The sequence below is a fragment of the Noviherbaspirillum malthae genome, from assembly GCF_015352985.1.
GTDB lineage: Bacteria > Pseudomonadota > Gammaproteobacteria > Burkholderiales > Burkholderiaceae_D > Noviherbaspirillum > Noviherbaspirillum malthae.
Genome location: NZ_JACYXF010000044.1, coordinates 19,525 through 44,487, shown reverse-complemented (window position 1 = coordinate 44,487; position 24,963 = coordinate 19,525). Strand labels below are relative to the sequence as shown.

General features: G+C 57.0%; 19 protein-coding genes and 1 pseudogene. 13 read left to right on the top strand and 7 right to left on the bottom strand.

What is annotated here, in order from left to right:
- Positions 1 to 9 precede the first annotated feature (9 nt).
- The 5 genes and pseudogenes from IGW03_RS27575 to IGW03_RS38340 form a co-directional block, all read right to left on the bottom strand.
- Positions 10 to 2,229, bottom strand: coding sequence for a hypothetical protein (locus IGW03_RS27575; protein ID WP_194725728.1), 2,220 nt, complete (start codon positions 2,227 to 2,229; stop codon positions 10 to 12).
- Positions 2,226 to 4,082, bottom strand: coding sequence for a phage integrase SAM-like domain-containing protein (locus IGW03_RS27570; protein ID WP_194725727.1), 1,857 nt, complete (start codon positions 4,080 to 4,082; stop codon positions 2,226 to 2,228). The genes IGW03_RS27575 and IGW03_RS27570 overlap by 4 nt, the downstream gene beginning before the upstream one ends.
- Positions 4,054 to 5,217, bottom strand: a complete 1,164-nt coding sequence (locus tag IGW03_RS27565) for a tyrosine-type recombinase/integrase (protein ID WP_228536133.1) — start codon at positions 5,215 to 5,217, stop codon at positions 4,054 to 4,056. Before IGW03_RS27565 ends, IGW03_RS27570 begins: the two co-directional genes overlap by 29 nt.
- A gap of 522 nt (positions 5,218 to 5,739) precedes the next feature.
- Positions 5,740 to 6,030, bottom strand: coding sequence for a hypothetical protein (locus IGW03_RS27560; RefSeq protein WP_194725725.1), 291 nt, complete (start codon positions 6,028 to 6,030; stop codon positions 5,740 to 5,742).
- A 572-nt stretch (positions 6,031 to 6,602) separates the two neighbouring features.
- Positions 6,603 to 6,887, bottom strand: a pseudogene (locus IGW03_RS38340) (PA0069 family radical SAM protein); the annotation flags it as partial.
- A gap of 354 nt (positions 6,888 to 7,241) precedes the next feature.
- On the opposite strand from IGW03_RS38340, the gene IGW03_RS27555 reads away from it, so the two are divergent.
- The 3 genes from IGW03_RS27555 (at position 7,242) to IGW03_RS27545 (ending at position 11,694) form a co-directional block, all read left to right on the top strand.
- Complete coding sequence (locus IGW03_RS27555; RefSeq protein ID WP_228536132.1) at positions 7,242 to 8,945, top strand: YsnF/AvaK domain-containing protein; 1,704 nt, start codon at positions 7,242 to 7,244, stop codon at positions 8,943 to 8,945.
- 204 nt (positions 8,946 to 9,149) lie between these two features.
- The gene (locus tag IGW03_RS27550; RefSeq protein ID WP_194725724.1) at positions 9,150 to 9,572 is read left to right on the top strand and encodes an NUDIX hydrolase; all 423 of its coding nucleotides are present in this window, start codon (positions 9,150 to 9,152) and stop codon (positions 9,570 to 9,572) included.
- A gap of 373 nt (positions 9,573 to 9,945) precedes the next feature.
- Positions 9,946 to 11,694, top strand: coding sequence for a methyl-accepting chemotaxis protein (locus IGW03_RS27545; protein ID WP_194725723.1), 1,749 nt, complete (start codon positions 9,946 to 9,948; stop codon positions 11,692 to 11,694).
- 124 nt (positions 11,695 to 11,818) lie between these two features.
- Here the strand turns inward: IGW03_RS27545 and IGW03_RS27540 are convergent, their stop codons facing one another.
- The gene (locus IGW03_RS27540) at positions 11,819 to 12,187 is read right to left on the bottom strand and encodes a hypothetical protein (protein ID WP_194725722.1); all 369 of its coding nucleotides are present in this window, start codon (positions 12,185 to 12,187) and stop codon (positions 11,819 to 11,821) included.
- Between the two features lie 153 nt (positions 12,188 to 12,340).
- Here IGW03_RS27540 and IGW03_RS27535 point away from each other — a divergent pair, with 153 nt between their 5' ends.
- From IGW03_RS27535 to IGW03_RS27505, 7 genes are all read left to right on the top strand, one after another.
- Positions 12,341 to 12,673, top strand: a complete 333-nt coding sequence (locus IGW03_RS27535; protein WP_194725721.1) for a thioredoxin family protein — start codon at positions 12,341 to 12,343, stop codon at positions 12,671 to 12,673.
- Between the two features lie 247 nt (positions 12,674 to 12,920).
- Positions 12,921 to 14,234 (top strand): solute carrier family 23 protein, encoded by a 1,314-nt coding sequence (locus IGW03_RS27530; RefSeq protein ID WP_194725720.1) that lies wholly within the window; start codon positions 12,921 to 12,923, stop codon positions 14,232 to 14,234.
- Between the two features lie 84 nt (positions 14,235 to 14,318).
- Positions 14,319 to 15,347 (top strand): DUF2272 domain-containing protein, encoded by a 1,029-nt coding sequence (locus tag IGW03_RS27525; protein WP_194725719.1) that lies wholly within the window; start codon positions 14,319 to 14,321, stop codon positions 15,345 to 15,347.
- A gap of 91 nt (positions 15,348 to 15,438) precedes the next feature.
- The gene (locus IGW03_RS27520) at positions 15,439 to 15,741 is read left to right on the top strand and encodes a hypothetical protein (RefSeq protein ID WP_194725718.1); all 303 of its coding nucleotides are present in this window, start codon (positions 15,439 to 15,441) and stop codon (positions 15,739 to 15,741) included.
- Positions 15,742 to 15,972: 231 nt separating this feature from the next.
- Entirely contained in the window at positions 15,973 to 17,604 is a 1,632-nt protein-coding gene (locus tag IGW03_RS27515; protein WP_194725717.1) for a carboxylesterase/lipase family protein, read from the top strand.
- Between the two features lie 86 nt (positions 17,605 to 17,690).
- A complete protein-coding gene (locus tag IGW03_RS27510; RefSeq protein WP_228536131.1) occupies positions 17,691 to 18,911 on the top strand; it encodes an ABC transporter substrate-binding protein in 1,221 nt (406 codons plus the stop codon).
- Between the two features lie 3 nt (positions 18,912 to 18,914).
- Complete coding sequence (locus IGW03_RS27505; protein WP_194725716.1) at positions 18,915 to 21,791, top strand: ATP-binding protein; 2,877 nt, start codon at positions 18,915 to 18,917, stop codon at positions 21,789 to 21,791.
- Between the two features lie 56 nt (positions 21,792 to 21,847).
- Here IGW03_RS27505 and IGW03_RS27500 read toward each other — a convergent pair whose 3' ends face one another.
- The gene (locus tag IGW03_RS27500) at positions 21,848 to 23,041 is read right to left on the bottom strand and encodes a pyridoxal-phosphate-dependent aminotransferase family protein (RefSeq protein ID WP_194725715.1); all 1,194 of its coding nucleotides are present in this window, start codon (positions 23,039 to 23,041) and stop codon (positions 21,848 to 21,850) included.
- Positions 23,042 to 23,291: 250 nt separating this feature from the next.
- On the opposite strand from IGW03_RS27500, the gene IGW03_RS27495 reads away from it, so the two are divergent.
- The 3 genes from IGW03_RS27495 (at position 23,292) to IGW03_RS27485 (ending at position 24,945) form a co-directional block, all read left to right on the top strand.
- Complete coding sequence (locus IGW03_RS27495; RefSeq protein WP_194725714.1) at positions 23,292 to 23,954, top strand: tRNA-uridine aminocarboxypropyltransferase; 663 nt, start codon at positions 23,292 to 23,294, stop codon at positions 23,952 to 23,954.
- A gap of 120 nt (positions 23,955 to 24,074) precedes the next feature.
- Positions 24,075 to 24,302, top strand: coding sequence for a hypothetical protein (locus tag IGW03_RS27490; protein ID WP_194725713.1), 228 nt, complete (start codon positions 24,075 to 24,077; stop codon positions 24,300 to 24,302).
- 94 nt (positions 24,303 to 24,396) lie between these two features.
- On the top strand, positions 24,397 to 24,945 hold the full coding sequence (locus tag IGW03_RS27485) for a hypothetical protein (RefSeq protein ID WP_194725712.1): 549 nt from the start codon (positions 24,397 to 24,399) through the stop codon (positions 24,943 to 24,945).
- The last annotated feature ends 18 nt before the right edge of the window (positions 24,946 to 24,963 follow it).

Here is a 24,963-nt window from a genome sequence, read left to right as displayed (position 1 = left end):
AATTTGCTATTAGCCAATCAGCGAGGTCTTAATGGATTTAACGATTTTAATTGACTGTTCTGCGCGCAACTTAATAACGCGATATTCGGTGTCTCGGCCTGCTGCCTTTGCCTTCTTGAGGACTTCGGACATTTCTTTTGCGCGTGCTTCCCAATAAGGCAGATGCGACGAATCCGTGCCAAAGCATCTACAGCCCGAGCACAATCCGGGAGAACGATTCGAAAAATTAGGCGATACTTTGTGCCAGCTAGCTCCGCCGGAAACTTCGTGGCAACGAGACTCCAAAGGCATACATCTTATGAAGCATTTTCCATGGTCTGAGAAGAAGATTCGTAAATCATGCATGTAGACGAGTTTTTCAACCTTACGTTCCAATTCCGCCATGTCGTCGATTTCCTTAAAGCCCGCTTCTGAAAAGTACTTATCTACGACCTCAGCCATCTTGCCGGTAATACGCAATCCAGTAATTATGCTAACCATGTATGAAACGGTTTCGCTATAGATGATGTTCTCGCGTTCGGATGTGTATTTACTCGTATGAGAAAAATATGCATTCTCTGTCGTAGTTAGTGTGAGATGTTTAAAATGCTCACTAACCGCCCTGAGGTGACTTGAGCGAGTTTCAAGAACGTAGGCAGAAAAAGTTTTTCTTCCTTGATGCGTCTTTATGCAATAACCTTTAGTGTCACGATACATAGATAGGTCTTCGCCTCGAGCGTTCCTATCAGGCAGTTTAGATAAATCAACTTCATAATAGATAAAGTTTTTAATTTCACGGAGAAGTTGGTATGAACTAACTTCGCTAACCGAGTCTCTGAACCTTGGCAATCCTCTTCGGTTAGTAAAACCCACAATCATGTCTGTACTATGAGCGAGGGTTCTCCAAGGACTCAGAAGTTTATCAAGAAGCTTCAATGCAATGACGGTAAGAGGTAAGTGAGAAGAACCAACTGGACGTGCACCGATTACCCATTTTTCGTCTACAGGTGTTGGAACTCCTTTCGACAACTTTGCTTTCAACTTAAAGACTTCCATTAGACCGCTTTTCGTCAGTTCTATATCAATGCAAGACGGTAGTTTTGTTATGGAATTAATCCCCGCTTTGGTTGAACACACTTCACTTATCCGAAGGCCGGACATATACTGTATTACTATCACACATGCAGCAACGGTTCTCATGACTTCGTGGCGTAGTACCTGTGTCGCGACTAGCTCGGAAGGTCCCATCTCGGGTGTGTCGACTTTTACCGATACGATTTTCTCTCGCCATGGCCTTCGTTCCCCTGGAATAATAGAGAATTCAAAGTTCTCAATTATTGCATTTAGTCCAGAATATAGTTCATCACTGTTGAAATTCGATAAATCATATTTGCTTCTGAATTCGATGAACTGTGTCTGAAGACGTACGATGTCCTCGCCTTTGTGGCAAATACGCTTGATTGCTTCGGTGAGCAACGGAGTCGCAACTTCATCTGGTAAGGGAGGGATTCGGCGGATAGTGAATGATGTAACTTGATTGACCACTTTGCTAGTCTTAAGACCATCAAATGGTGGCGCTTGTATAGCTGGAATACCTTGCTCATTTAGCGTATTCAATTGACTGTATATATAGTTAAAGGTATTTATACGTATTTCAACTCTTGAATAGGGAAGGTTGTCGTCATCGTTTATCCTGTCATCAGGGTCAGATTTTGAATTTTCCGCAGTGGCTGTTTTGGTTGCAGTAATTTCTTCATCTGAAATAGCTTCTTCAATTACATCCTCAACTAGGCTCATTGAAAGAGCAGGGGTCGAGTAAAATTCAACTGGATTTGCTAAGAGAATTGGTAGCTCAGACAAATACCTTTGTTGTACTGAACTATCCAAGTCGAAAAATGAGCGGTACCCGCGAAAAACCATCCACCTGAATAACTCTTTTATTCCAACCCCTATTCTCGGAATGCTGCCAATACTTAGTGGTTTGCCGTAGTATCCCGTATTATTGATTAGTCCCCAAAATACTTCTTGGAAGCTTCTAAGCAGGAGCCGATGTTGCGAGTCGGTAGATAAAGTCCCATCTGGAAGGGGAAACTGCCATCCTATTGAAATTATTCTTTTGCCAGATGTTGAGTGTTTGAAACGCCAAGTCAGATGTGGCCATAGGCTCTCAGCAGAAACTCTGTGCTCGCTCCTATCGATTAGCTTCGCACTGGTATCGGATGTATCAGTATTCTTCTTAATATGTTTCATTCTAACCTCGCCAACGGGGGTAAGTTGATATTCTTTGCAGCGTCCCATATCTCCTTGGTAGTGAAGTTGGGAAGCCATAAAAACAATAGTTTTTCGAGTACTCTGCTATAGGTTGCCTGCCATCGGTCCCGGTCCAAGTATGTTTGCGCTTGCTTGACTTCTTCGGTTAACTGTAGCGTTCGAGCTAACGAATACGGTGATTCGAAATCTAACTCAGCATGAGGGCAAGAAGGACATTGGCCGTAAGCATTGCATAGTCGATTTTTTACTTGACCAGAAATCGGCGAATCATATGCGTCTTTGCACTGCCACCCAGGTGTCGCGGCAGAGGTATCCCCATCTTTCGGAATCGTTCGAGTATCAATTTTGCCTCCGGTTTCTGCCCAACGCTCTATTGAGTGAAATCCAGGTATTAAGGCCTCTTCACGTCGCGCCTTAGCAGCCGCCGAGTTGTAATGTAACTCCACAACTGCCTTACTCTTTTGACCTCCAGCTTGTTTTTGCATAAGTATGTCTTCATCAAAAATTTGAGACACCGTGTCAAGTCCAGTAACTCTGATGATTTGCTGAGTTATCCAAGGAAGATTATGCTTTTTTATGAAGTTTCTTATCGCGTGGTTCCATGAGCTATCAGAGTCTCTCCCGTCGAATTTAGAAGATTGGAAACCGCGTACCTCGCCATGTTCGTTCCTAAATATGAAAACATGCTGATGATAAATGCCGGCATGAAGACGAATTCTTGAAGTCCAATATATCAGGAACTCATAAAGAGAAGACGGAGAGGTTAAATCTGAGTCATCAACGGTGAACGAACGGTCATAGCTGCTATGAGAGCGCGGTTTCTCGATTGTAAATATAATGCGCTCATCCATTACAGTCTCACGGGCGACATTAGGTATTAATAGCGTACGCAAAGGGCCAGTATTAGCATGGATATAAATTCCAAAAAGCAATACGAATGGGACGATTGCTTCTACGTTAGGGTAAAAACAAATTAAGTATTTGACTACGCCGCCGAGTTCATGTTGAAAGGCGTCTGCGAGGTTCCTGTCATGCTCTTTAAATTCTTTATAATCCGGAAACAGTTTCGGTGGGGGATAAAGGGTGCCTAACCGATACAGTGCTGCACGCCAGTCGCCATACATGCCACGGCCACGGCGCCTTTTATCTGGTCCGATTGGCGGGCCTTCAACGATATTTCGATACGTAGTTACAAGATTGATAGTCTCAAGCACATCGCTCTTACAAGCGACATAAAGCTGGACCCAGTCTTTATCATTCAAAGATGGTGTTTTTCCGGTCCGAGCAGCTTTTGTAGAGAATGCGTGTTGTTTAAATACTAGGTTGGGCGACGAGTAATGTTTAGTCGTTGGATGCGTTGCTATGGATTTTAGTAAAGTAACACCTAACCTATAGTATCTCCGTTGTGTCTCGTCCGATAATGGATTATCTTTATCTGTACGGGCATTTTTCCTTAACCAAAACTCAAAGCCGTTTACAAAATCTGTATCTATCTCGTTGAATGTTATCGATGTTCTGTTGGTACTTACTATATAGGCAAAGAGTCCATTTTTGAACTGAGAATAGGCAGTATCGTAAGTTCTGAGTGAGTTTCGCTCTTCGACTTCATTCGACCAACGGATGAAAGCTGCGATTATGTAATCGCCAATCTTGAGTGCGTTGCATAATGTTTTAAACTTTTCTAATGCTTTCTGGAAAAAGCGATGTTGTTCATCACTTCCAATGAAAGAATTCGTCTTTTCACTCACTATGATGTTGTTCTCATTCCTACTTAACGCTTCTTTTTGCTCATCGCTAAGCAAGTTATACCGGGATAGTTTTCGCTTTGCCATTCATGTACTCTATTAATTTGTCGCCAACCATGGATTCAATTCTGTCAATACTACTCAGATAAGTGTTCGTAGTAACTTCTCTATCAGCGTGTCCAAGCATTTTTTGTATGTATTCAATTGGGTCCGGGTCGGGTGAGGTAGGTGAGTACTTTCGCAAAAAGTATGTAGTAATCGCAAATGTGTGCCTCAGGTCGTGAAAGACAAATAGCGGTTGTGTTACGTTAATGACAGAAGTTTGAAGTTCACCATCTTCAGTAAGTTCGTACCTTTTTAGTGGTTCAATTTTGCAGAGTCCTGATGAGATACACGCGGCTGAAAACGCCCGTTCCAATGAACGAGGAGTAGATTTGTTACCTGCGAATCTCCGGCTACTAATCGGGTTAACAAGGATGAAGCCGTGGTCGTGTTTTCCGCATGAGGCAAATACCTCAGCTCGTTCATGCTGTGTGTACATCCGAATTTGGGCAATTATCCAACCGCTAAAATCAACATCTCGTCTTTTCCGTCCTTTTCCAAGTATTGAAATCGAGTATTTTTCTAATGGTGAGGGTTCGGACGGTACATGTGTGAAGTCTGCTAGGCGTAAGCTGCATGTTTCTGAAATCCGGAGCCCTGTGAATAACGAAATTATTGTCGCTAGCAGGTTTCTACTGATATGTTGGTTTAAATTTAGAGCCAAAGTTTGCACTTGATTGTTGTATAATTCACCGCCTTTTCTAAGGTTTGCAGAAACTAAGTTATTGGTTTCCTTTCCAAGCGAGCTTAATACTTTGGCGCGCTGTGGTATATCTAAGTAAGATATGTGCTGTTTTTCAGTATCTAAAGGTTCGACCTCGATTTTTGCAATATCGCTATTGATAAGGGTGTCTGTATTTACTTCTGATATGTGCAGCTTTGCTCCGGCTGCCCACTTATAAAATTGAGCAATCGTTTGAACCCGGCGTATTATCGTTTTCGTGTTGTAGCCTTTTCCCGTCAAAGGCGAGTTTGTACTGCGCATTATCCGCGCAAACTTTGCTAAATCATCATTGGTCGCATTTGGCCATGCGACCTTGAACTCTTCGAGATAGCGGCACCATTCTTTCAGGTCATTTGCGTATGCTGTTACAGTGTTATATTTAAAGGTGCCAATCATTGGCTTCACGAAGACTTCATATAGAAACAATAGTACTGGCTCAAATATTGTTCCACTTATAACATCAACGATTATTGGAAATCTATCTGGGAGAAGGCTCGGTGTGACGCTTGATGATATGGAACTAATTTCCCAAGAAAATATGACCATATCGGCTTCATGTTTATCGTGAGTTTGCATCGTTGCCGTATATTAAAGCTGTGCTAATGAGGGCCCATTGCTTACGTCATTACGTACGAAGTACCAGCATACATCACGGTTTTAAAGTTGTCAAACTGTTAATTAACGCTATATTAATCGATACTGTGTGTGGTTATTAAAATTGTATTGGGCTTTGACTAAAGCTGTAATTATTTGTATGTATTAGCATATCCATCACTTGCTAAAGTGACATAAACTAGTGTCGAGAGTTGCAGCCTGTAGGGAGCACAGGACAAGATTTGCCCTTATCTGAAAGGATGCTGATTTCTGCAACCCTCATGCTTTGCGTTAGGCTGCAGTGGTTCCCGTAGAAGTGCTTCGCTACCCTTGGTTTAGAAAGAGAGTAACCGTTGGAAATAGTGACGTTTCTACATCTTCGCCGAAGGTGGCAAGCAATATTCCTTCAGCAAAGACAAGCATTTGGGCATCAAGAAGAGTGATGCAATATGAACGGAACATGACATCGGTCTCAAGACGAAGCTTTGGCAAGGCATAGGCAGGGCGTGGTGAAAGTGCTTGCTTGGCTGCTTGAGGGTGGCGACGCAGAAATGTGTTGTTGCTACCGGCACCCTGGGAAGACAGAACGAAGTAGAGGTCATCACCGGAGTTCAACGGCGTAGAAGCCGCACTTCAGTACAGAAACTGAAACAGTAAGAAAGGGCATAAAACCAGGTATATCGGTACCCTAGGTCGCGAGCGAAGCCGACGTCATTGCCAGTCGGACGATTCATTGGCGCAAAGTCTATACGGAACGAGCGTTGGCAGTAGCAGGTGCCAACGAATCTTGCAAACTCCGCGTTATTGCCGTAGTACGACTAGTGAGCACATAGTGATACGTAGAAGATGGGATAGAAGGGCCACTTTGGCCAAAGTTACCTAACTTAAATATTATATTTATTACAATTATGCTTGCTTCTGTATTAGTTCCTACCAGTCCTAGTTTCAGCTAAGCCCTGATGCGAGGAAATAGGCACTACTTGCCTACGGTCCCTAGGTTACTCAGATAGTGTCGATATCCTTGGCAGTCTAGTTTATTCAATAGCTGATGTTCCTCCGTCCTAGAGCAACCATTGAATCTGACGGAGGGCTCCGCTTCGCTACGCCCTGTCAAAATCCTCGTCGTCCCATTCCACTTCCTAGAAAGCAGTACAGATATATTCTGAACATATTCCATGTCGCATAACGTGCTCGCAGCCGCGGTAAGGATTGAGCGAAACGTTGAAGGGTATGTCAGGCGACGCATTGCGCGTGAGGATGGTTTTCGCCTGTTCGTCGAAGACCCTCGTCTTCGGCGCACCGGGCTGCAGGGCCGAGTCGTCCTCGCCCCATCCGTCATCGAAAGCGGTACGCAGCTGCCCCTCGTAACGACCCTGCATGTTTGATACCGCGCCGCGTCCCTTGCGTGCCGTCGGGAGCTGCACTCGCACAGGCAAGACATCCGCATTGTCGTCAGTATTCCGCTCGGGCATGGCAATAAAATGACTGTATAAAAATACAGCATATTACGCATGCCTTTACATGCAGGCAAGGATGAAATGGCCGCGTCTGGCTGATTATTCATGCCGCCGCCGACGCGGCTGCAATGTCAAGCACCATACGGAACTATCAGGGCTTTTGCGCTTCTTACATGACCTTGCGGTTTTATCAATGTGCTTCACGTGCTTCAGCTTGCCGCAGGCTTTGCGTGCTCATGTGCATGCAGCGAGATGCAGTCGACCCGCGCAATCCTTGCAAGGCATTCTGCGCCGGGCCTGCCTCTGCCGACAGCCGATCCCTCATTGCAAGTTGAACGCGACGTACGTAACCTGAAAAGGAGATACACAATGGCAATCACGTCGAAAGATAATTCGGGCATGCTGACCGGCCTGTTCCGGGACCGCGAAAGCGCAGAGCGTGCCTATCAAGGACTTTCATCGCGCGGCTATACCAAGGACGACATCAATGTCGTCATGTCAGACGAGGCAAGAAAGAAACACTTCTCGGGCGATACCACCACTACCGAACTGGGCAACAAGGCGGCCGAGGGCGCTGGGGTCGGCGGCGCCGTGGGCGGCACGCTGGGCGCGACGCTGGCGGCGCTCACTGCCACCGGCACCAGCCTTGCCTTGCCGGGCCTCGGCCTCGTGATCGCCGGTCCGCTCGCAGCGGCAGCTGCCGGCGCCGGCGCGGGGGCCGCCACCGGCGGTCTCCTCGGCGCGCTGATCGGCTGGGGCATCCCCGAAGAGCGTGTCAAGCATTATGAAAGCGGCCTGCAGGAGGGCGGCATTCTGATGGGCGTGAATCCGCGCTCCGACGACGACGCTACTTACATCGAGAACCACTGGCGCAGCAACCAGGGCGAACACATCTACCGTCCGAGCAGCAACTGGAAGAGCAGCGGCGATACGGTGGTCGGTGTTTACGACAACTATGCCGATGCGCAAAGCGCCATTCAGGCGCTGGAGGCCGCAGGTTTCCCGCGTTCCCGCGTGCAGCTCAATCCCGAGAACGACATCGACACCGCGGATACGACAACCGACACTTCCCACAGCTCGGGCGGCATCGGCGGATTCTTCCGCTCGCTGTTCGGCGGCAACGACGACTACAAGGAGCATCACGACGTCTATGCCGAATCGGTGCGCCGTGGCAGCTATGTGCTGACCGTCGATGTCAACAGCCAGGAAGAAACCGACCGCGCCGCCGACATCATGAATCGCTTCAGTGCGGTGGATGTCGATGAACGCACCAGTCACTGGAAGAAGCAGGGCTGGACCGGATACGACGAGAGTGCGCCGCGTTATACCCGTGATCAGATCACGAGCGAGCGCAGCGCCTACGCGTCTTCCGCCGCACTGGGCACGACGCCATCGACGGGAGCTGCAAAAACGACTGCAACCACCGGAGAATCGCGCATTCCGGTCATCGAGGAAGAACTCAAGGTCGGCAAGCGCGAAGTGCAGCGTGGCGGCGTGCGCGTATTCCAGCGCGTGCGCGAGACTCCGGTGAATGAATCCGTGCAGCTGCGCGAGGAGCACGTGAAGGTGGAGCGCCATCCGGTCGACAAGCCGGCGACCGCCGCCGATCTGGCGGCGTTCAAGGAAGGTTCAGTCGAATTGCGCGAGACCGCCGAAGAAGCCGTGGTTTCCAAGACTGCGCGCGTGGTCGAGGAAGTCGTGGTCGGCAAGGAAGTGTCGCAGCGCACCGAGCAGATCAATGACACGGTGCGGCGCACCGATGTCGAGGTCGAACAGCTCGGCGCATCGCGCACCGGCACAGGCACTGCGCTGACCGATGACGACAGCGACTTCCGCCGCCATTGGCAGAGCGCCTACGGCACTTCGGGCGACCGGTATGAAGACTATGATGACGCGTATCGCTATGGCTCCACGATGGCCGGCACCGAGCGCTACAAGAACTATCGCTGGGAAGACGCAGAACCCCAGCTGCGCAGCGACTGGGAAAGCAACCACCCTGGCAGCACCTGGGACAAGGTGAAGGACGCAGTGCGCTATGGCGCGGAACGCGTGAAAGGTTCGCACCGGCACTGACTGCACGGGTAGCTCCGCATCGAGATGAGCAGCACCGCATCTTGCGGTGCTGCGGAACCGGATTGCCGGAGCGACAGGATGTCGCAGGACGAGAGGCTGTATGCTGTCGGGCATACAGCCTTTTTTATTGAGGCCAGACACACGGCGGCCCGCGGTGCGAGCGCGGCGAATGCACTGCGAGGGCAGGGACGGCAAGGGGATCGAATGGCAATAGCGACATCGTGCGGCACGTTGGTCATCAAGAAGCGAGGCACCATCCTGCTGTGCCACGTCACCGGCACTCAGCACTGGGATATACCGAAAGGACTGCTGGATCCGGGCGAGACGGCGCTGGAGGCCGCGGTGCGCGAGTTGCGGGAGGAGACCGGACTCGAATTCTCCGAAGACCGCTTCATCGACCTCGGCCTGTTCTCCTACCGCAGGGACAAGCGGCTGCACCTGTTCCGGGTTGACGCGCCGGACGATCTCGACGATCTCGGTCATCTGATCTGCACCAGCCACTTCATGCATCATGTCACCGGCGAACCTACGCCGGAAATGGACGGCTTCTGCTGGGCGATGCGCGATGAACTCAGGACGCTCTGCTGGCCGCGCATGGCAGGAGTGCTGCTCGGGCTCGACTGGTAGCATCCGGGTAATCGGCGCGGCCGGTGCCCGACTCGCCGGGGAGCCGACATGCTGCAAAAGACATATCCGCCAGTTCACGCCGGTTGTCGCAGTGAACACACAGACATGGCTGCAATTTCGACCAATCCCGATACTGAGGGAGGGAATATATTGTTTCCGTGAGGAAATAGTGGAATAATTCTCCTCAATGAAGAGAGTCGTTGTCGTCGGTTCCGATCTTCATCTCGAGGAATCCCATTCTGTAACCCATTCCAGGCGCAGATTACCCGGCAATCACCTCTGCCTGCGACAACGCGCTCTGATCGTGAATGGCCGCATCTGCGCGTTTGTTCGCATGCGGCCGCATATCAATCGGTCTCCAGGAGAAATTCTCATGAAACTGTCCAACTTGAACGTGGGCACCCGTCTGGCCATGGCATTCGGCCTCGTGCTCGTCCTGATGGCATTCCTCGTGGTCGTAGGCCTGACCCGCTTCGGCAGCATAGGTGCCACCAGCGCGCAGCTTGTCGAATCGGATTGGGTCAAGGCCGAAGCAGCGAGCGTGATCACCGCGACCACGCGCGCGAATGCGCGCCGCACGATGGAGCTGCTGATTGTCAACGACAAAAATCAGCGCGAGCGAGTCAAGCAGAGAATCGAAGACAACAAGAAAACCATCACCGAGGCAATTGAACGCCTCGACCGTCTGGTCAAGCTCCCGGAAGGAAAGGCATTGCTGGCCAAGATCAAGGAACAGCGCAAGGTATTCGTCGCCAGCATGGGCCGCGTTGCCGCCCTGGTGGACGAAACGGATTATTCGGAAGCGCGCAACCTGATGCTTAGCGAAACGCTGCCGGCGCTCGATACGCTGCAGGGAAGCGTTGATACGCTCAATGCATTGCAGAAGAAAGTGGTCGAGCAGAGCGGCGCCGAGGTGATCGAGACGGTCCGTTTCAGCCAGCTGCTTTTCATCGGGATCGGCATTGGCGCGCTGCTGGTAGGGATCGCGTTTGCGGTGATGCTGAGCCGCTCGATCACCCGTCCGCTCAACCACGCGGTTGATATTGCGCGCACCGTTGCCAGCGGCGACCTGACCAGCCGCATCGAAGTCAAGACCAAGGATGAAACCGGCCGTCTGCTGCAGGCGCTCAAGGACATGAACGACAGCCTGGTGCGTATCGTGGCGCAGGTACGTACGGGGACCGATACCATCGCGGGCGCATCGACCCAGATCGCCGCCGGCAATCTCGATCTGTCGTCGCGCACGGAGGAGCAGGCCAGCACGCTGGAAGAGACTGCTTCGTCGATGGAAGAACTGACCTCGACCGTCAAGCAGAATGCCGACAATGCACGCCAGGCCGACCAGCTGGCGCAGTCGGCTTCCGAAGTGGCCAACCGCGGCGGCATGGTGGTGTCGCAGGTGGTCGAAACAATGGGTTCGATCAATGAATCGTCGAAGAAGATTTCCGACATCATCAGCGTCATCGACGGCATCGCCTTCCAGACCAACATCCTGGCATTGAACGCTGCCGTCGAAGCGGCACGCGCCGGCGAACAGGGCAGGGGCTTCGCGGTGGTGGCGACCGAGGTGCGCAATCTGGCACAGCGCTCCGCCGCGGCGGCCAAGGAGATCAAGTCCCTGATCGACGACTCGGTGGAAAAGGTCGCGGCGGGTACGAAACTGGTCGATCAGGCAGGTGCCACGATGTCGGAAATCGTGGGCAGCGTGCAGCGCGTCACCGACATCATGGCAGAGATCACGGCTGCGAGCGACGAGCAGTCGGCCGGCATCGAGCAGATCAACTTGGCAATCACGCAGATGGACGAAGTCACCCAGCAGAATGCTTCGCTCGTCGAAGAGGCAGCCGCGGCAGCCGACGCGATGCAGGATCAGGCGCGCGGCCTGCAGCAGGTGGTCGGCACGTTCCGGATCGATAGCAGCGCTGCGCATGCAGCCTCGGCTGCGTCAGCCACGTCGGCCGCGCAGCCCAGAGCGGCGAAGCCGGCACCTGCGCCCAAGTCTGCGGCACGGCAGGAGCCGCGTCTGGCAAGCAAGCCGGCTGCGCAATCACGCAGCCTGATCGCCGGCAATACTGCGAAACGCCCGCAGCATACCGCAGCCGACGACTGGGAAGAGTTCTGATGAATACTCTCGGCCTGCCGTCCGCAGGACAGCAGGCCGGCAAACGTTGACGATTCAGCCAGTTCAATCTGCACGCCATCCCCGCGCCGAAGCAGGCGCCGGGATGGCGTAATCGTTTCAGCCCTCAGCCGGCATCATCCGATTTCGGCACCGCGCGGTCCATGGATTTCTCCAGCCGCTCCGGCGCTCCGCCTTCTGCATTCTTCCCGGTCGATTGGGCAAGCGCGTCGGTTGGCTTCACTCCGGAAAGCCCGATGCCTTCGTCTCCCTGCATCTGCCCCACATGTCTTGCCTGATCGGACTGCTGATCGAAATTCTGCTCTTCGGCGACGGAAAAACGGCCGTCGTCCGCGTCGTCATCCGAAGACCGGGAAAGAGAAGGGGAGGATTGCATGGATTGATCTTCCGGTTCCGACTGCATGTCCTGCGGCTGTCCCGCAAATCTGCCTGCAGGGTTCTTTGCCGGGCCTTGTGAGGATTGGCTGTTTGCCATGATGAATCTCCTTTTCCACTTGATGTCTGATGAACATGGATGACAAGCTTTCAACATCTGAGCCCCTGATCCCGCATTAGTTGCAGGCGAGGCGACCTGTGCTCCGTGCGGATCGGGGATAATCGGCATTTCGATATCAAGAAGGAAACACACATGGCGATGACCCGTACATTCGCGGCGGTAGAACCGCCGCGCAAGGAGATTGATGCCCTGCAGGAGCCGACCGTCATCGAGTTCGGCACCGACTGGTGCGGATTCTGCCGCGCCGCCCAGCCCTTGCTTGAAACGGCATTTGCAGGCCACTCCGCCGTTAATCACATCAAGGTCGAGGACGGCCCGGGACGTCCGCTGGGCCGCTCGTTCCGCGTCAAGCTCTGGCCGACCCTGGTCTTTATGAAGAACGGCGCCGAAGTGGCGCGCGTGGTCCGCCCGGCGGACGCGAACGAGATCCGGCAGGCGCTGGAGCAGATCGACGCCGGAGCTTAGCCCGCCTGGGATGGTTGCCGGCTCGGGGTTGCTTAAGCCGGCATCAAGCCGGGACCTGCACTGCCTCGGCATGCATCTTTTGTTTTTTGTCCGCGCAGGTTGCGGTGCAAGCACATCAATGGTTGTGATTTACGCAGCCGATGAATAAACTTGCATCCTTGAAATATTTCCTTAATTTTCACCTGCGCGGCCACTTTCCAGGCAAGCCATGCCCGGAGCTGCCGCGACGGCTCAACCGGAGTATCCGATGGCAGAATCCTTTTTCCCTAAATGGCGGCTCAGGCAAGGCACCTCAGACGGCCTTGGCCCGGTAATCAATATCGACGAGCGCCTGCCTTGGCCGCAGATGTTCGCCATGGGACTGCAGCATGTGGTCGCCATGTTCGGCGCCACGGTGCTGGCTCCGCTGCTGATGGGCTTCGATCCGAATCTCGCCATCTTCATGTCGGGCATCGGCACGCTGCTGTTCTTCGTGTTCGTCGGCGGGCGCGTGCCGAGTTACCTCGGGTCGAGCTTTGCATTCATCGGCCTCGTCATCGCGGTGACCGGCTACGGCGGCAGCGGCCCCAATCCCAACATGGGCGTTGCGCTCGGCGGCATCATTGCCTGCGGCGCGCTTTACACGCTGATCGGCCTGCTGGTGACGGCAGTCGGCACGAACTGGATCGAAAGGCTGATGCCGCCGGTCGTGACCGGCGCCGTGGTGGCGGTCATCGGGCTCAACCTCGCGCCCATCGCGGTCAAGGGCGTGGTGGCCAACAATTTCGACGCATGGATGGCATTGATCACCATCCTCTGCGTCGGCGGCGTGGCGGTTTTCACGCGCGGCATGATGCAGCGGCTGCTGATCCTCATCGGCCTGCTGCTGGCCTATGTCATCTATGCGGTGCTGACCAACGGCGCCGGCCTCGGCAAGCCGATCGATTTCGGCATCGTCGCCAATGCGCCGTGGTTCGGCATGCCGAAATTCGTGGCCCCGGTATTCAAGGCTGACGCGATGAGTTTGCTGGCGCCGATCGCCATCATCCTGGTCGCGGAAAACCTCGGCCACATCAAGGCCGTCAGCGCCATGACCGGCAAGAACCTCGACCGCTACATGGGCCGCGCTTTCATCGGCGACGGCGTCGCCACCATGATTTCCGGCTCCGCCGGCGGCACCGGCGTGACAACCTATGCCGAGAACATCGGCGTCATGGCCGTTACCCGCATCTATTCGACGCTGGTCTTCGTGATCGCCGCCGTCGTCGCTCTCGTGCTCGGCTTCTCGCCGAAATTCGGCGCGGTCATCCAGACCATCCCCGGCCCGGTGCTCGGCGGCGTGTCCATCGTTGTCTTCGGCCTGATTGCGGTAGCCGGTGCACGCATCTGGGTGGAAAACAAGGTGGACTTTTCCGACAACCGCAACCTGATCGTTGCGGCAGTCACGCTGGTGCTCGGCGCCGGCGACTTCACCCTGAAGCTCGGCCAGTTCTCGCTGGGCGGCATCGGCACCGCCACCTTCGGCGCCATCATCCTGTACGCGATCCTTTCCGCGGCAGGCGACCGCAAGGCGCGCGGCTGACGCCGGGCACGCCTGTCCGGGCCGCGACGGCATCGGGCAGGCATGCTATGCTCATCGGCCATCATGGTCTTGCCGATGCAGCCTATGCGCAATCTGTCTCTTCCGCGTTTCGCTCTTGCCTCCGCCGTCGCATTCCTGCTCCATTGTCTTCCCGTGCACGCGCATGCGCAGACATGCGCACATCCCGGCAGGCCTTCCGCGCTGGCGCTTGGGCTGGCCGGCATCGCCGACGGCGAATACCGCGAGTTCAACGGGCACCGCATCGATGACGACGGCACGCTGCTGCGCTTCGGTTCCATGGAGTCCGAAACCGAACTGCTCCACGATCCCGATACCGGCGCAAGCACGCGAGATCGTCCCGGCCGGTTCGCCTGGCGCCGGGTCTGGGAATACTGGCTGGCTCTCGGCGAGCATGTCCAGGGCGAGCCCGGGAACCGCAAGCTGATATTCGTGCCCGGCCTGCTGGACGATGCGCAGACCGGCGCACGCCCAAAGGAATTGCGGCTGCGCAGCCTGATACCGGAAACTGCTGAAGTTGCGGAAGGTATGGAATCGTACGATGCGCAGACCGCGCTGCGGGAGGCGCTGGTGCGCGCCGCGCTGAACGATTCGCCGTGGTCGGCGACATTCATTTCCTACCTCATGCACAAGGCCGGATTGAGCGATGCGCAATTCCGGTATTCGGCGACGCATTCCGATTACATCAAGGCGGCCTTCGACGACGACCGGGCCTATGCCTACCGCGCCTGCGACCCCGAGCAGACCGTCCCGCGCGTCGGCGACCTGCTGTGCTATTCCCGCGGCGGCAAACCGCTCAAGCGTTTCTCCGAATGGCGGGAGGCGATTCGCGCGGAACACTTCATCACTGCCTCGCACTGCGAACTGGTGGTCGACGTGGACCGGGCCGCGCGCAAGATCGACACCATCGGCGGCAATGTGCTGCAGTCCGTGGTGCGCCGCAGGCTGCGTTTGAACGAGGCAAATGTCCTGTCCGGCAACCACAGTCCCCTGCTGTTCGCACCCGAGGATGACGCGGCTTGCCTGCTGCAAAAGCATTGCCGGCGGCAGAATGTCAACCTGCAGTACTGGAGCGTGCTGCTGCAGCTCAAATGAACCGACTGTCCGTAACGCGATGTGCGCAATGCCGAGCGGCGGTATTGTGCCGCCTCATGGCCTTCATCAACCAGACCTCCATACTGTGACCATGAACATCAACAAACTGGTTCAGGACGTGCTTAGCGAAGCGGCGCTCGAGCTGCTCGACACGCTGGCTGCGCACACCATCGTGGCGTCGCCTCAGCAGCGTTCATCCCTGACCCTGATGCCGGTCGATGCCGACGACTGGAATGCCACCATGGTGCTCATGCGCGAGATCTTTGAAGCGGAGATCCTGCTGTCCGGCGAAACCGAATGGCTGGGCTTTCGCATCCTGCAGGCATTCGGCGTGCGGGACGGTCAGCTCGCTTACCAGTTCACCCCTGTCTTTGCACAGGCGCTCTCCACGTAATGCGCATACGCCTGCAATAAAAATTTTTCCCGAGGCATTTCGCCATTGCGGCTTATTTTCCGCGGTGTTGCCGTCATGTTCGCGGTTGTTGCTGCAGTGCTTTTCCGGGATGCAATCTTGCCCTGTAGTTCCGAGCCTTTCGCGCTGAAATCATGACGGAATCAGTCTTAAAATAGCGACCGATGCTGTCGACCGACAACATGGTCACAAATAAAAACGGAGACAACACCCATGGACAACAATAAGTTCTTTATTCCTCAACTGTTCTTCGCGGCACTTGCCGCCGTGGCCGTATCCGGCTGCAGCACTGCAGCCAAGACATCCGCATCGGCGTGCAGTACCGCCGGCCCGGAGACCATCTGCACTGAACAGGGCGCGGTCCGAGGCGCAGTGCAGAATGACCTGGTCACATTCAAGGGCATTCCTTATGCTGCGCCGCCGGTCGGCGAGCTGCGCTTCCATCCGCCTGTTGCCCCTGCTGCCTGGCAGGGAGTACGGGATGCGTCCGCGTTCGGACCGGTATGTCCCCAGATCGACGGCAAGGAGGTGATCGGCGACGAGGATTGCCTGAGCTTGAACATCTGGAAACCCAGGCAGGCCGCAGCCGGATCGCTGCCCGTCATGGTCTTTCTGACAGGCGGCGGCAATCACGCATTCTCGGGCCAGGGTTCGTCAGGCTTCGGCGGCGTCAATTACAACGGCGAGAAACTCGTCCCCGAAGGTGTAGTGTATGTGAGCTTCAATGCTCGCCTTGGCGCGCTCGGCTATCTCGCGCATCCGGCGCTGGACGCGGAACGCAGCGAAAAGGTATCCGGCAATTATGGCAGCCTTGATCACATTGCCATGCTCAAGTGGCTGCGGCAGAACATTGCGGCCTTCGGAGGCGATCCCAGGCGTATCTTTCTCTTCGGCACCTCGGCCGGCGGCGGCAACCTGTGCGCGCTGATGACGTCGCCGCAGGCCCGCGGCCTGTTCCATGGCGCCTCGCTGCAGAGCAGCGTGCCTACAGGCTGCGAGATGCAGACCCTGGCTGACGCCGAGCAGGGCACCGGCCAGCGAATCGCGCAGCTGACCGGCTGCGACAAAGCCGGAAACAAAGCAAGCGATGTCGCCGCCTGCCTGCGCGGCAAGAGCGCGAAGGACATCGTGCAGGCGCTGCCGGGCACCTTCGGCGTATTGCCGCGCCTCTACGGTCCGAATGTGGACGGCTTTGTCTTTCCGCGTCAGCCCATCGACATCATTCGCGAGCGCGGCCATGCGGCTATGCCTGTCATCATCGGCAATTCGAGCGAAGAAACAATGTTGTTCGTCAATGCCGTCGGCCCCGTAACCGATGCATCAAGCTATGCGGCAGGCATCGAAAAGGTCTTCGGCAAAGGCAATGTCGACGCTGTCGCGGCACGCTATCCGCTCCAGGCATACCCGACGCCGCGCGCCGCCTTTGTCAGGCTGACCACGGATGCCTTGTTCACCTGCCAGAGCCGCCGTGTCGCACGCACGCTCACCGAGGCCGGCAACCCGCCGGTGTACCGCTACCTGTTCACGCACACGCTGCAGAACGATGCGCAGCAGAAGGCGCTCGGCGCGGTGCACACCATCGAGCATGCATTCCTGTTTCCATGGCAGGGCAGCTATCGGCCGACGCCGGATGACCTGAAAGTGCAGAATGCCATGATTGCCTACTGGACCTCGATGGCCAGGAACGGTATCCCGGGAAGCGCGGACGGCGTTGCCTGGAAGCCGTACACAAAGGCACAGGATGCCTATCTCGACATTGCGCCGGCGCTGTCGCTGAAGAACGGCGCGCAGGATGCGCAGTGCGATTTCTGGGATGGCGTGAAGCTGCCCTGGCCGCACCTCTGATTGAAGTTATTGCAAGGCACTCGGTAACGCGAATCGTGTCAATATACGCTGCTGCTACGCAGTTCATAAGCAAATCTGGAGCTGACATGCACTATTCTCGTTTGCAACCCGTTTCCAAGCGCAGGCAGCTGCTTGCGCTCGGACTTCTTTCGGGGCTGCTTTCGCCGTTCGCTTCGGGCGCTGCCGACACGGCCGGCAAGGCGTCCATCGTCGTCGGCATCGACGGCGAGTTCGGCTTGGCCAACAGTACTTCGGCACAGGCGGTGGAACTGGGCGTGCGCGCCGCCGCAACTGAAATCAATGCAGCCGGCGGCCTGCTCGGCGGCAGGCCGATTGAAGTCATCACCCGCGATCACCGCTCCATGCCGGCGCGCGGCATTCGCAACATCCAGGAGTTCGCAGCCATGCCGAACGTGGTTGCGGTATTCGGAGGACGCTTCAGCCCCGTCATCATCGAGCAGCTGCCCAAGCTGAAGGAAACCAAGCTGCTTTTCCTGGCGGTCTGGTCCTCGGCCGATATCATCGTCGACAACGGCATGAATCCGAACTTCATCTATCGTCTTTCGCTGCGCGACAGCCTGGCGATGCCGACGATGCTGAAAAATGCGCGGCAGCGCAAGCTCAAGAAGGTCGGCCTGCTGCTGACCAATACTTCCTGGGGCAGGAGCAACCTCGCGGCGGCGGAGAAATTCGCCGATACTGCGAGCGATATCAGCATCGTGCGTACCACCTGGTACAACTGGCGCGACACCACGCTGGTCGACAAGTACCTCAAGCTGCTTGATGCCGGCGCCGATGCGGTGCTGCTGGTGGCAAACGACGACGAAGCGGCAGTGCTGGTCAAGGAAGTGGCGGCGTTGCCGAAGGAAAAGCGCATTCCCATTCTCAGCCACTGGGGCATCACCGGCGGCGAGTTCGTCAAGCAGGCCGGGCCTGCCTTGCACCAAGTGGACTTCAGCGTCATCCAGACCTTCAGTTTTTTCAATGCTGCGAAGCAGCCGCTGGAGAAATTCATGCGCACGCTGTCGACCATTTCGGACATCCGCAGGATAGAAGACATACAGGCGCCGGTAGGGGTAGCGCATGCTTATGACATGATGCACATCCTGGCGCGTGCGATTGCTCTTGCGGGCACCACCGACCGGCCGGCCGTGCGCGATGCGCTGGAAAAGGTGCGCGAATATCGCGGGCTGGTCAAGCATTACAAGCCTCCGTTCACGGCGACGCGGCATGAGGCGCTCGGTCCCGATGAATTGCTGATGGCCCGCTTCCGGGAAGACGGCGTGCTTGTTCCGATAAAGAAGTGATGCATGATTCATCAACGCACCGCCGCCAGTAGCCTGACGCGACGCTTCGCCGTCACCAGCGCGGCGCTGGCGGCATTCGCGCTGTTGCTCACGGTGATGTCGTCCTGGTGGCTGGTCAGCCAGCAGCACATCACCGCGATGCGCATCGTTTCGAAGAAGGAAGCGGATTTTCATGCCGCAACCGTAAGCGCTACCTTGCACTCAGCAGCGTCGCGCATGAATGAGGCTGCCAACAGCAGCATTCTTGCGACAGGCCTGGTCGACAGCGCCGGAAGGGAAACCTATCTTGCGCCGTATCTTTCCAGCATCCGCCAGATCAACGGTGTTCCCATCTACATCCTGTTCACGGATTTCTCCGGTGCCGAGATCTCCAGCAACGGGCTCGGCCGCTTCAGCGAAAAGGAAATGTCCTGGCTGCGAAAGCAGCTTGAAACAGGAAGGGAAGCCGCCGAAATCATCGAATCGGACCGCGGGCCGGAGTTGATTGCCGTCGAGATGCTGAGCTATTCGCGCACGGAGACTCCCGAAGGCGCGCTGATCTACAAGATGGTGCTGGCCGACTTGCGGCCGAACGACATGGCGCAGCTGGCATGGGCGGGCCAGCCGCTGCCTGCAAGAGAGAATGAGGACATGGTCACCGTTCCGGTGAATATGCCCGAATCGCTCAAGCACCTGCGGTTTCAGGTCATCGAGCCGCTGCAGCCGACATCGGCGAGGGAGCTGGCGCCGAGATTTGCCGTCATCGCCATTATCGCTATGGCGCTCGCGGGAACGGTGCTGGTGCTCGGAGCGCGCCTCGCGCTCCGGCTGACGCAGGATCTGCGCAGGCTGGAATCGTTTTCCCGCAGCGTTGTCGACGGCGGTCTGGGAACGCAGCGCGCTCCGATTGAAGGCAGCATCGAAGTGTCCAGCCTCGCCGGATCGATCAATCACATGCTCGACCGCATTTACGAGCAGCATGCGCAACTGCAGGAAGAACGGGAACGTTTTCTGCAGCTTGCCAACACCATTCCCCAGCTGGCCTGGGTCGCCGGGCCGGATGGAAAAATACACTGGTTCAACGACCGCTGGTACGAGTACACCGGCACGACGCCGCAGCAGATGAAGGAATTCGGCTGGCGCATCGTCCACCATCCGGCGATGCAGGATTCGGTGTTCGAGCGCATCAGGGAACACATCGAGCAGGGCCAGCCGTTCCAGATGACCTTTCCGCTGCGCGGTGCCGACGGCGAATTCAGGCCGTTCTTCGCCTCTGCGGCGCCCCTGCGCGACGGCAGCGGACGCATCGTGCAGTGGTTCGGCACCAATACCGATGTGTCGCAGATCGAACAGGCGGAGCGGGCGGTTCGCGAAAGCGAGGAGCGGCTGCGCGAAGGACTGGTCGCGGCGAGAATGGCGGTATGGGACTGGGATCTGTCCAGCGACGCCATCCGTTTTTCGCCGAACGCACCCGACATCTTCGGTGAGGTCTGGGACTCGGGAACCGATGCCTGGAGCGCCGTGCATCACGACGACCGGCAGCGATTCCAGCGTGCGGTGGAAAAGGCCGTCGCGGAGCGCAGCCAGTTCAACCAGGTAGTGCGCATGATCCGTCCCGACAATGACAACATGGTCTGGATAGAATCCCGCGGCAGGGTGATCAGCGATCAGGGCGGGCAGGCACGCGCCATTCGGGGCATTTCAATCGACGTGACGGTGCGCAAGAATGCCGAGGAGGCGCTGCGCATGGCGAATCAGCGCAAGGACGAATTCCTTGCCATGCTGGCGCACGAGCTGCGCAATCCGCTGGCGCCGATCAGCACGGCTGCCGAAATCCTCAAGCTGACCGGACCGGACGCCGAGCGCCTGCGCCAGACCAGCGAGATCATCACGCGCCAGGTCGACCACATGACCAGCCTGATCAACGATCTTCTCGATGTTTCCAGGGTGACGCGCGGCCTCGTCAAGGTGGAGAAGGAGCCGGTGCGGATGGCCGACGTCGTGGCCGGCGCGGTGGAGCAGGTCAAGCCCCTGATCGAGGCGCGGCGGCATCGCCTCACGGTGCAGCCGGTACCGCCGCAGGCATGCGTGCTTGGCGACCGCAAGCGGCTGGTGCAGATCGTGACCAATCTGCTCAACAATGCCGCGAAATATACCGGCGAGGGCGGCGAGATCGTATTGATGGTCGCGGCCGATGCAGACAAGGTGGAGCTCAGCGTGCGCGACACCGGCATCGGCATTTCTCCCGCGCTGCTTCCTCACGTGTTCGAACTGTTCACACAGGCCGAGCGCACGCCTGATCGTTCACAAGGAGGCCTGGGCCTGGGCCTGGCCCTGGTGCGCAGCCTCGTGGAACTGCATGACGGCGTCGTGGAAGCCTACAGCGAGGGTACGGACAAGGGCAGTCTCTTCACGGTGCGGCTGCCGCGGCTGGACATGGAAATCATCGACCCGGATGCCTCGCCCGTCGCGCCGCCGGCGCAGGAACGCGCCGGCATGCATGTCATGATTGTCGACGACAACGTCGACGCGGCACACAGCCTCGCGGTCCTGATGGAAGCGGAAGGGTATCGTGTCAGCGTAGAGCATCGCGCCGACACCGCGCTGGAGCGTGCTATCGCAGATCCTCCAGATGCCTTCCTGCTGGATATCGGCTTGCCGGAAATCGATGGTTATACCTTGGCGCGCCAGCTGAGAGCGGTTCCTGCCACGGCGCATGCGCTGCTGGTGGCCGTGACCGGCTACGGACGCAAGGAAGACCTCGACCGCTCAGAGGCCGCGGGATTCGACCATCATCTCGTCAAGCCGGCCACCAGGCAGGCACTGGCGGACGCTCTCGCGCGTTCCCGCCCGACGTCAGGCAAAGCGCCCGGATCGGATGAACCGGCCGCAATGCAGTAGAAGTAGATCAATGGTCAATAGACATTGACCTGCATCTCCCTGGCAAGGCCGTGCGGTCAGCTTCCCGACAAGCCCTTTTCAAGCTCGGCAATGCCCGACGGCAGATCGACCGCGGCGCCGGCATACTGCATGCTCGTGCCCAGCGCGTGCAGGGTACGGAAGAGATTGTGCGCGCGGCTCTGCTCGCCCATCTGGCCGATGCGCACGATGTTGGCGCCGAAGGAGCCGGAAATTTCGACCTTGTGCACGCGCGACATGTGAGTCCGCACCGCATCCCCCGACACGCCGTCCGGCACGGTGATCCCGACCACCGAATTGAGCCTGACGTCGGCAGGTACCGGCAGCTCCAGTCCCATGGCTTCAATGCCACGCTGCAGCGCCAGCGAACACAGCGCATGCCGCTCGAAGCGGCGCGGCAGGGTTTCTTCGCAAACCAGGCGCAGGGCTTCATGCAGCGCGAGGATGCCCGACACCGGGGCCGTATAGTGATAGGACTTCTGGTTCCAGAACTTGTCGGCCAGCAGGGCATCCAGGCACCAGTGGGACAGGGTATGCCTGCGTGCGGAGATGCGGCTCCACGCATTTTCGGAAAACGCCAGCAGCGACACGCCGGGAATCGACGACAGGCCTTTCTGCCCGCCGGTGATGACCGCATCGATCTTCCACCTGTCCATTTCCAGCGGCATGGTGCTCAGCGTGCAGACCGCATCGACGATCACCATGCATCCGTAGCGGTGCGCCAGGCGGGAAATCGATTCGAGATGGCGGTTGAACACGGTGTTCGACGTTTCGCCCTGCACAATGGTGAGCGTGCGGAAATCGCCCTGCTTCAGATAGCGCTCGACTTCGTCCGGGTCGGCGGCCCGGTTCGATTCCACTTCCAGCGTGACCACTTCGCCGCCGACGCGGGCCGCCATGTCGGCCATGCGGCGGCTGAAGTAGCCGTTGCATACCGCGAGCACCTTGCTGCCCGGTTCGACCAGATTGACGATCGCCATTTCCATTGCCGCGGAACCCGGACCGGCGACGCCGAGCACATGGCGCGATGAAGTCTGGAACACGTAGGCGCCCATTTCCTTTACCTGTTCGATCACCTTGTTCATGGTTTCACCAAGATGATTGATGACGATCGAGTTGGCGTAGGCAACCTTGTGCGGAATGGGAACCGGGCCCGCGCCCATCATCAGCAAGGGCTCTTGCGGCAGCAGGTGATCGAGGGAAGAGACGTTCGGTGCTTGCAGGGTTTCCATGTGGGGCCAGTCGTGTAAGGGTGTAAGAAAGCGGCAGGGATACACATCAGCTTAACGGTGCTTTCCGGCATGAGGCCAATACACTTTGGCAAATAGTTGCATCCTCTGGCCCGGGCGGTTTTCCGGTACAGTGGCAGGAAACGTTCGCCTTGATTGACGGGGCCGGCTCGAGGGCCTGCCGTTCGAATGTGCTCGGATGGTATAGTCGTCGCGTTTTTCGTCGCAGCAGCATCCACTCAGTCCATTTTGCATGACGCCGACCGATCCCCTTCATTTCATCTCCGACAGGCCCCGCCGCATCTTGTGCGAGCGCTGCCGGCGTCCGCAGTCCGCCTGCATCTGCCGCTGGATCACGCCGGTCGAACCGGTTCCCCAAGTGCTGATCCTCCAGCATCCGATGGAAAGCCGCGAGGCGAAGGGCAGCGCGATGCTGCTGCATCTGAGCCTGAAAGGCAGCCGCCTGGTGGCGGGAGAGAAATTCGAGTCCGAAGCGCTGCAGCGCCTACTGCATGCGCCCCTCGAAACCGGGAGGGAATGCATTTCTCCGGTATTGCTCTACCCGGACGCCCCCGGAACCGCGCCGTCGTCCGAACGAGACCGTCCTGCCGGCATTCCAACCGATCCGGCCCGCCTGCGCCTGGTGGTGCTGGACGGCACCTGGCGCAAGAGCCGCAAGCAGCTGTTCCTCAATCCCATGCTGCAGACATTGCCAAGGATGTCCTTGCAGGAGGTCAGTCCGTCGCGCTACCGCATCCGGAAGGCGCATGCGCCCGATCAGCTTTCCACGCTGGAAGCCGTTTGCCAGGCATTGATGCAGCTTGAAAATGACGAATCAAAATACCTGCCGCTGCTGCAGGCGTTCGACGGCTTCGTCGACGAACAGTTGGCCCGCATGCCTTCTGCAAGCCGCTGAGTGGAGCGCACGCTGCACATCGGCCATGCATCGCTGCTTATCCCGCCTGTCTTTCCGCATGCAGGCACGGCTTTCGCTTCTCGTTCTTTCCCAACAAGACATTCCAGGAAAGGAGCGGACATGAGTCGGATCAAGGCGGCAATCAATGATGATGGCCAGGAAAGCTCCGTCGAATTCTCACTCGACGAAGTGATCGCGCATCACCACCACGGGACCGCATGGAGGGACATGAATGACGACGACCGCATGTCGGTGATCAAGGATTATGCGGCATGGCTCTACTCGCGGCAGAACGGCAGGGCCGGTGATCTGAGCGTGAGCGTCAGTCCCGGCGCGCTCAACAGCTGAGCGTCATTTTCCCCCTTCCCATCGGTAGTTTTTACCGCGGGCGCGCAAGCATGTCATGCGCGCCCGCGGTCCCGCCCATGCAACAGGAGAGCGTATGACCCCAGAAGTACTGGAAGTCGGCAAGACCTATGGCGGTACCTTGCTCGACAGCGATTCGGCCGTCTTCGAGTTTTCCAAGTCGGGCCCCGAACTGCGATTGTTTTTTGCGGATGTGCCCGACGAGCTGGTGCGCGCCGTGAGCGAGGATGACGTTCGCATCGGCGTGATGCAAGTCCAGGACATCGCGGTGGTGCCATGGCAGATCGGCGACAGGATGACCGGCGATGCGCAATTCCATGTATTTCTCTATCCGCCGGAAACGCGTCCCGTACCCGAGGCCTTGACCAAGGACAGCCGTTACATGCTGTGCGTGAGCCTTATCGACCGGCGCAGCCGGGAGATCAAGGCCGTACGCAGGTTATGGCTGTCGGTGCCCCTGAGCGACAAGCTCAACGAAATCATTGCCTATCAGCACGGCAATCATATCGGGAGGGAAGAGTACGATGCGCAGGTCAGCATCTACCAGAACCGGTATGCCGACGTGAAGCAGGCCATCAGCGATGCAGGCATCTTCGAGGTCTTGCAGCCTGAGCACGGAGCGTAGGACGAGAAGTGATGGCGG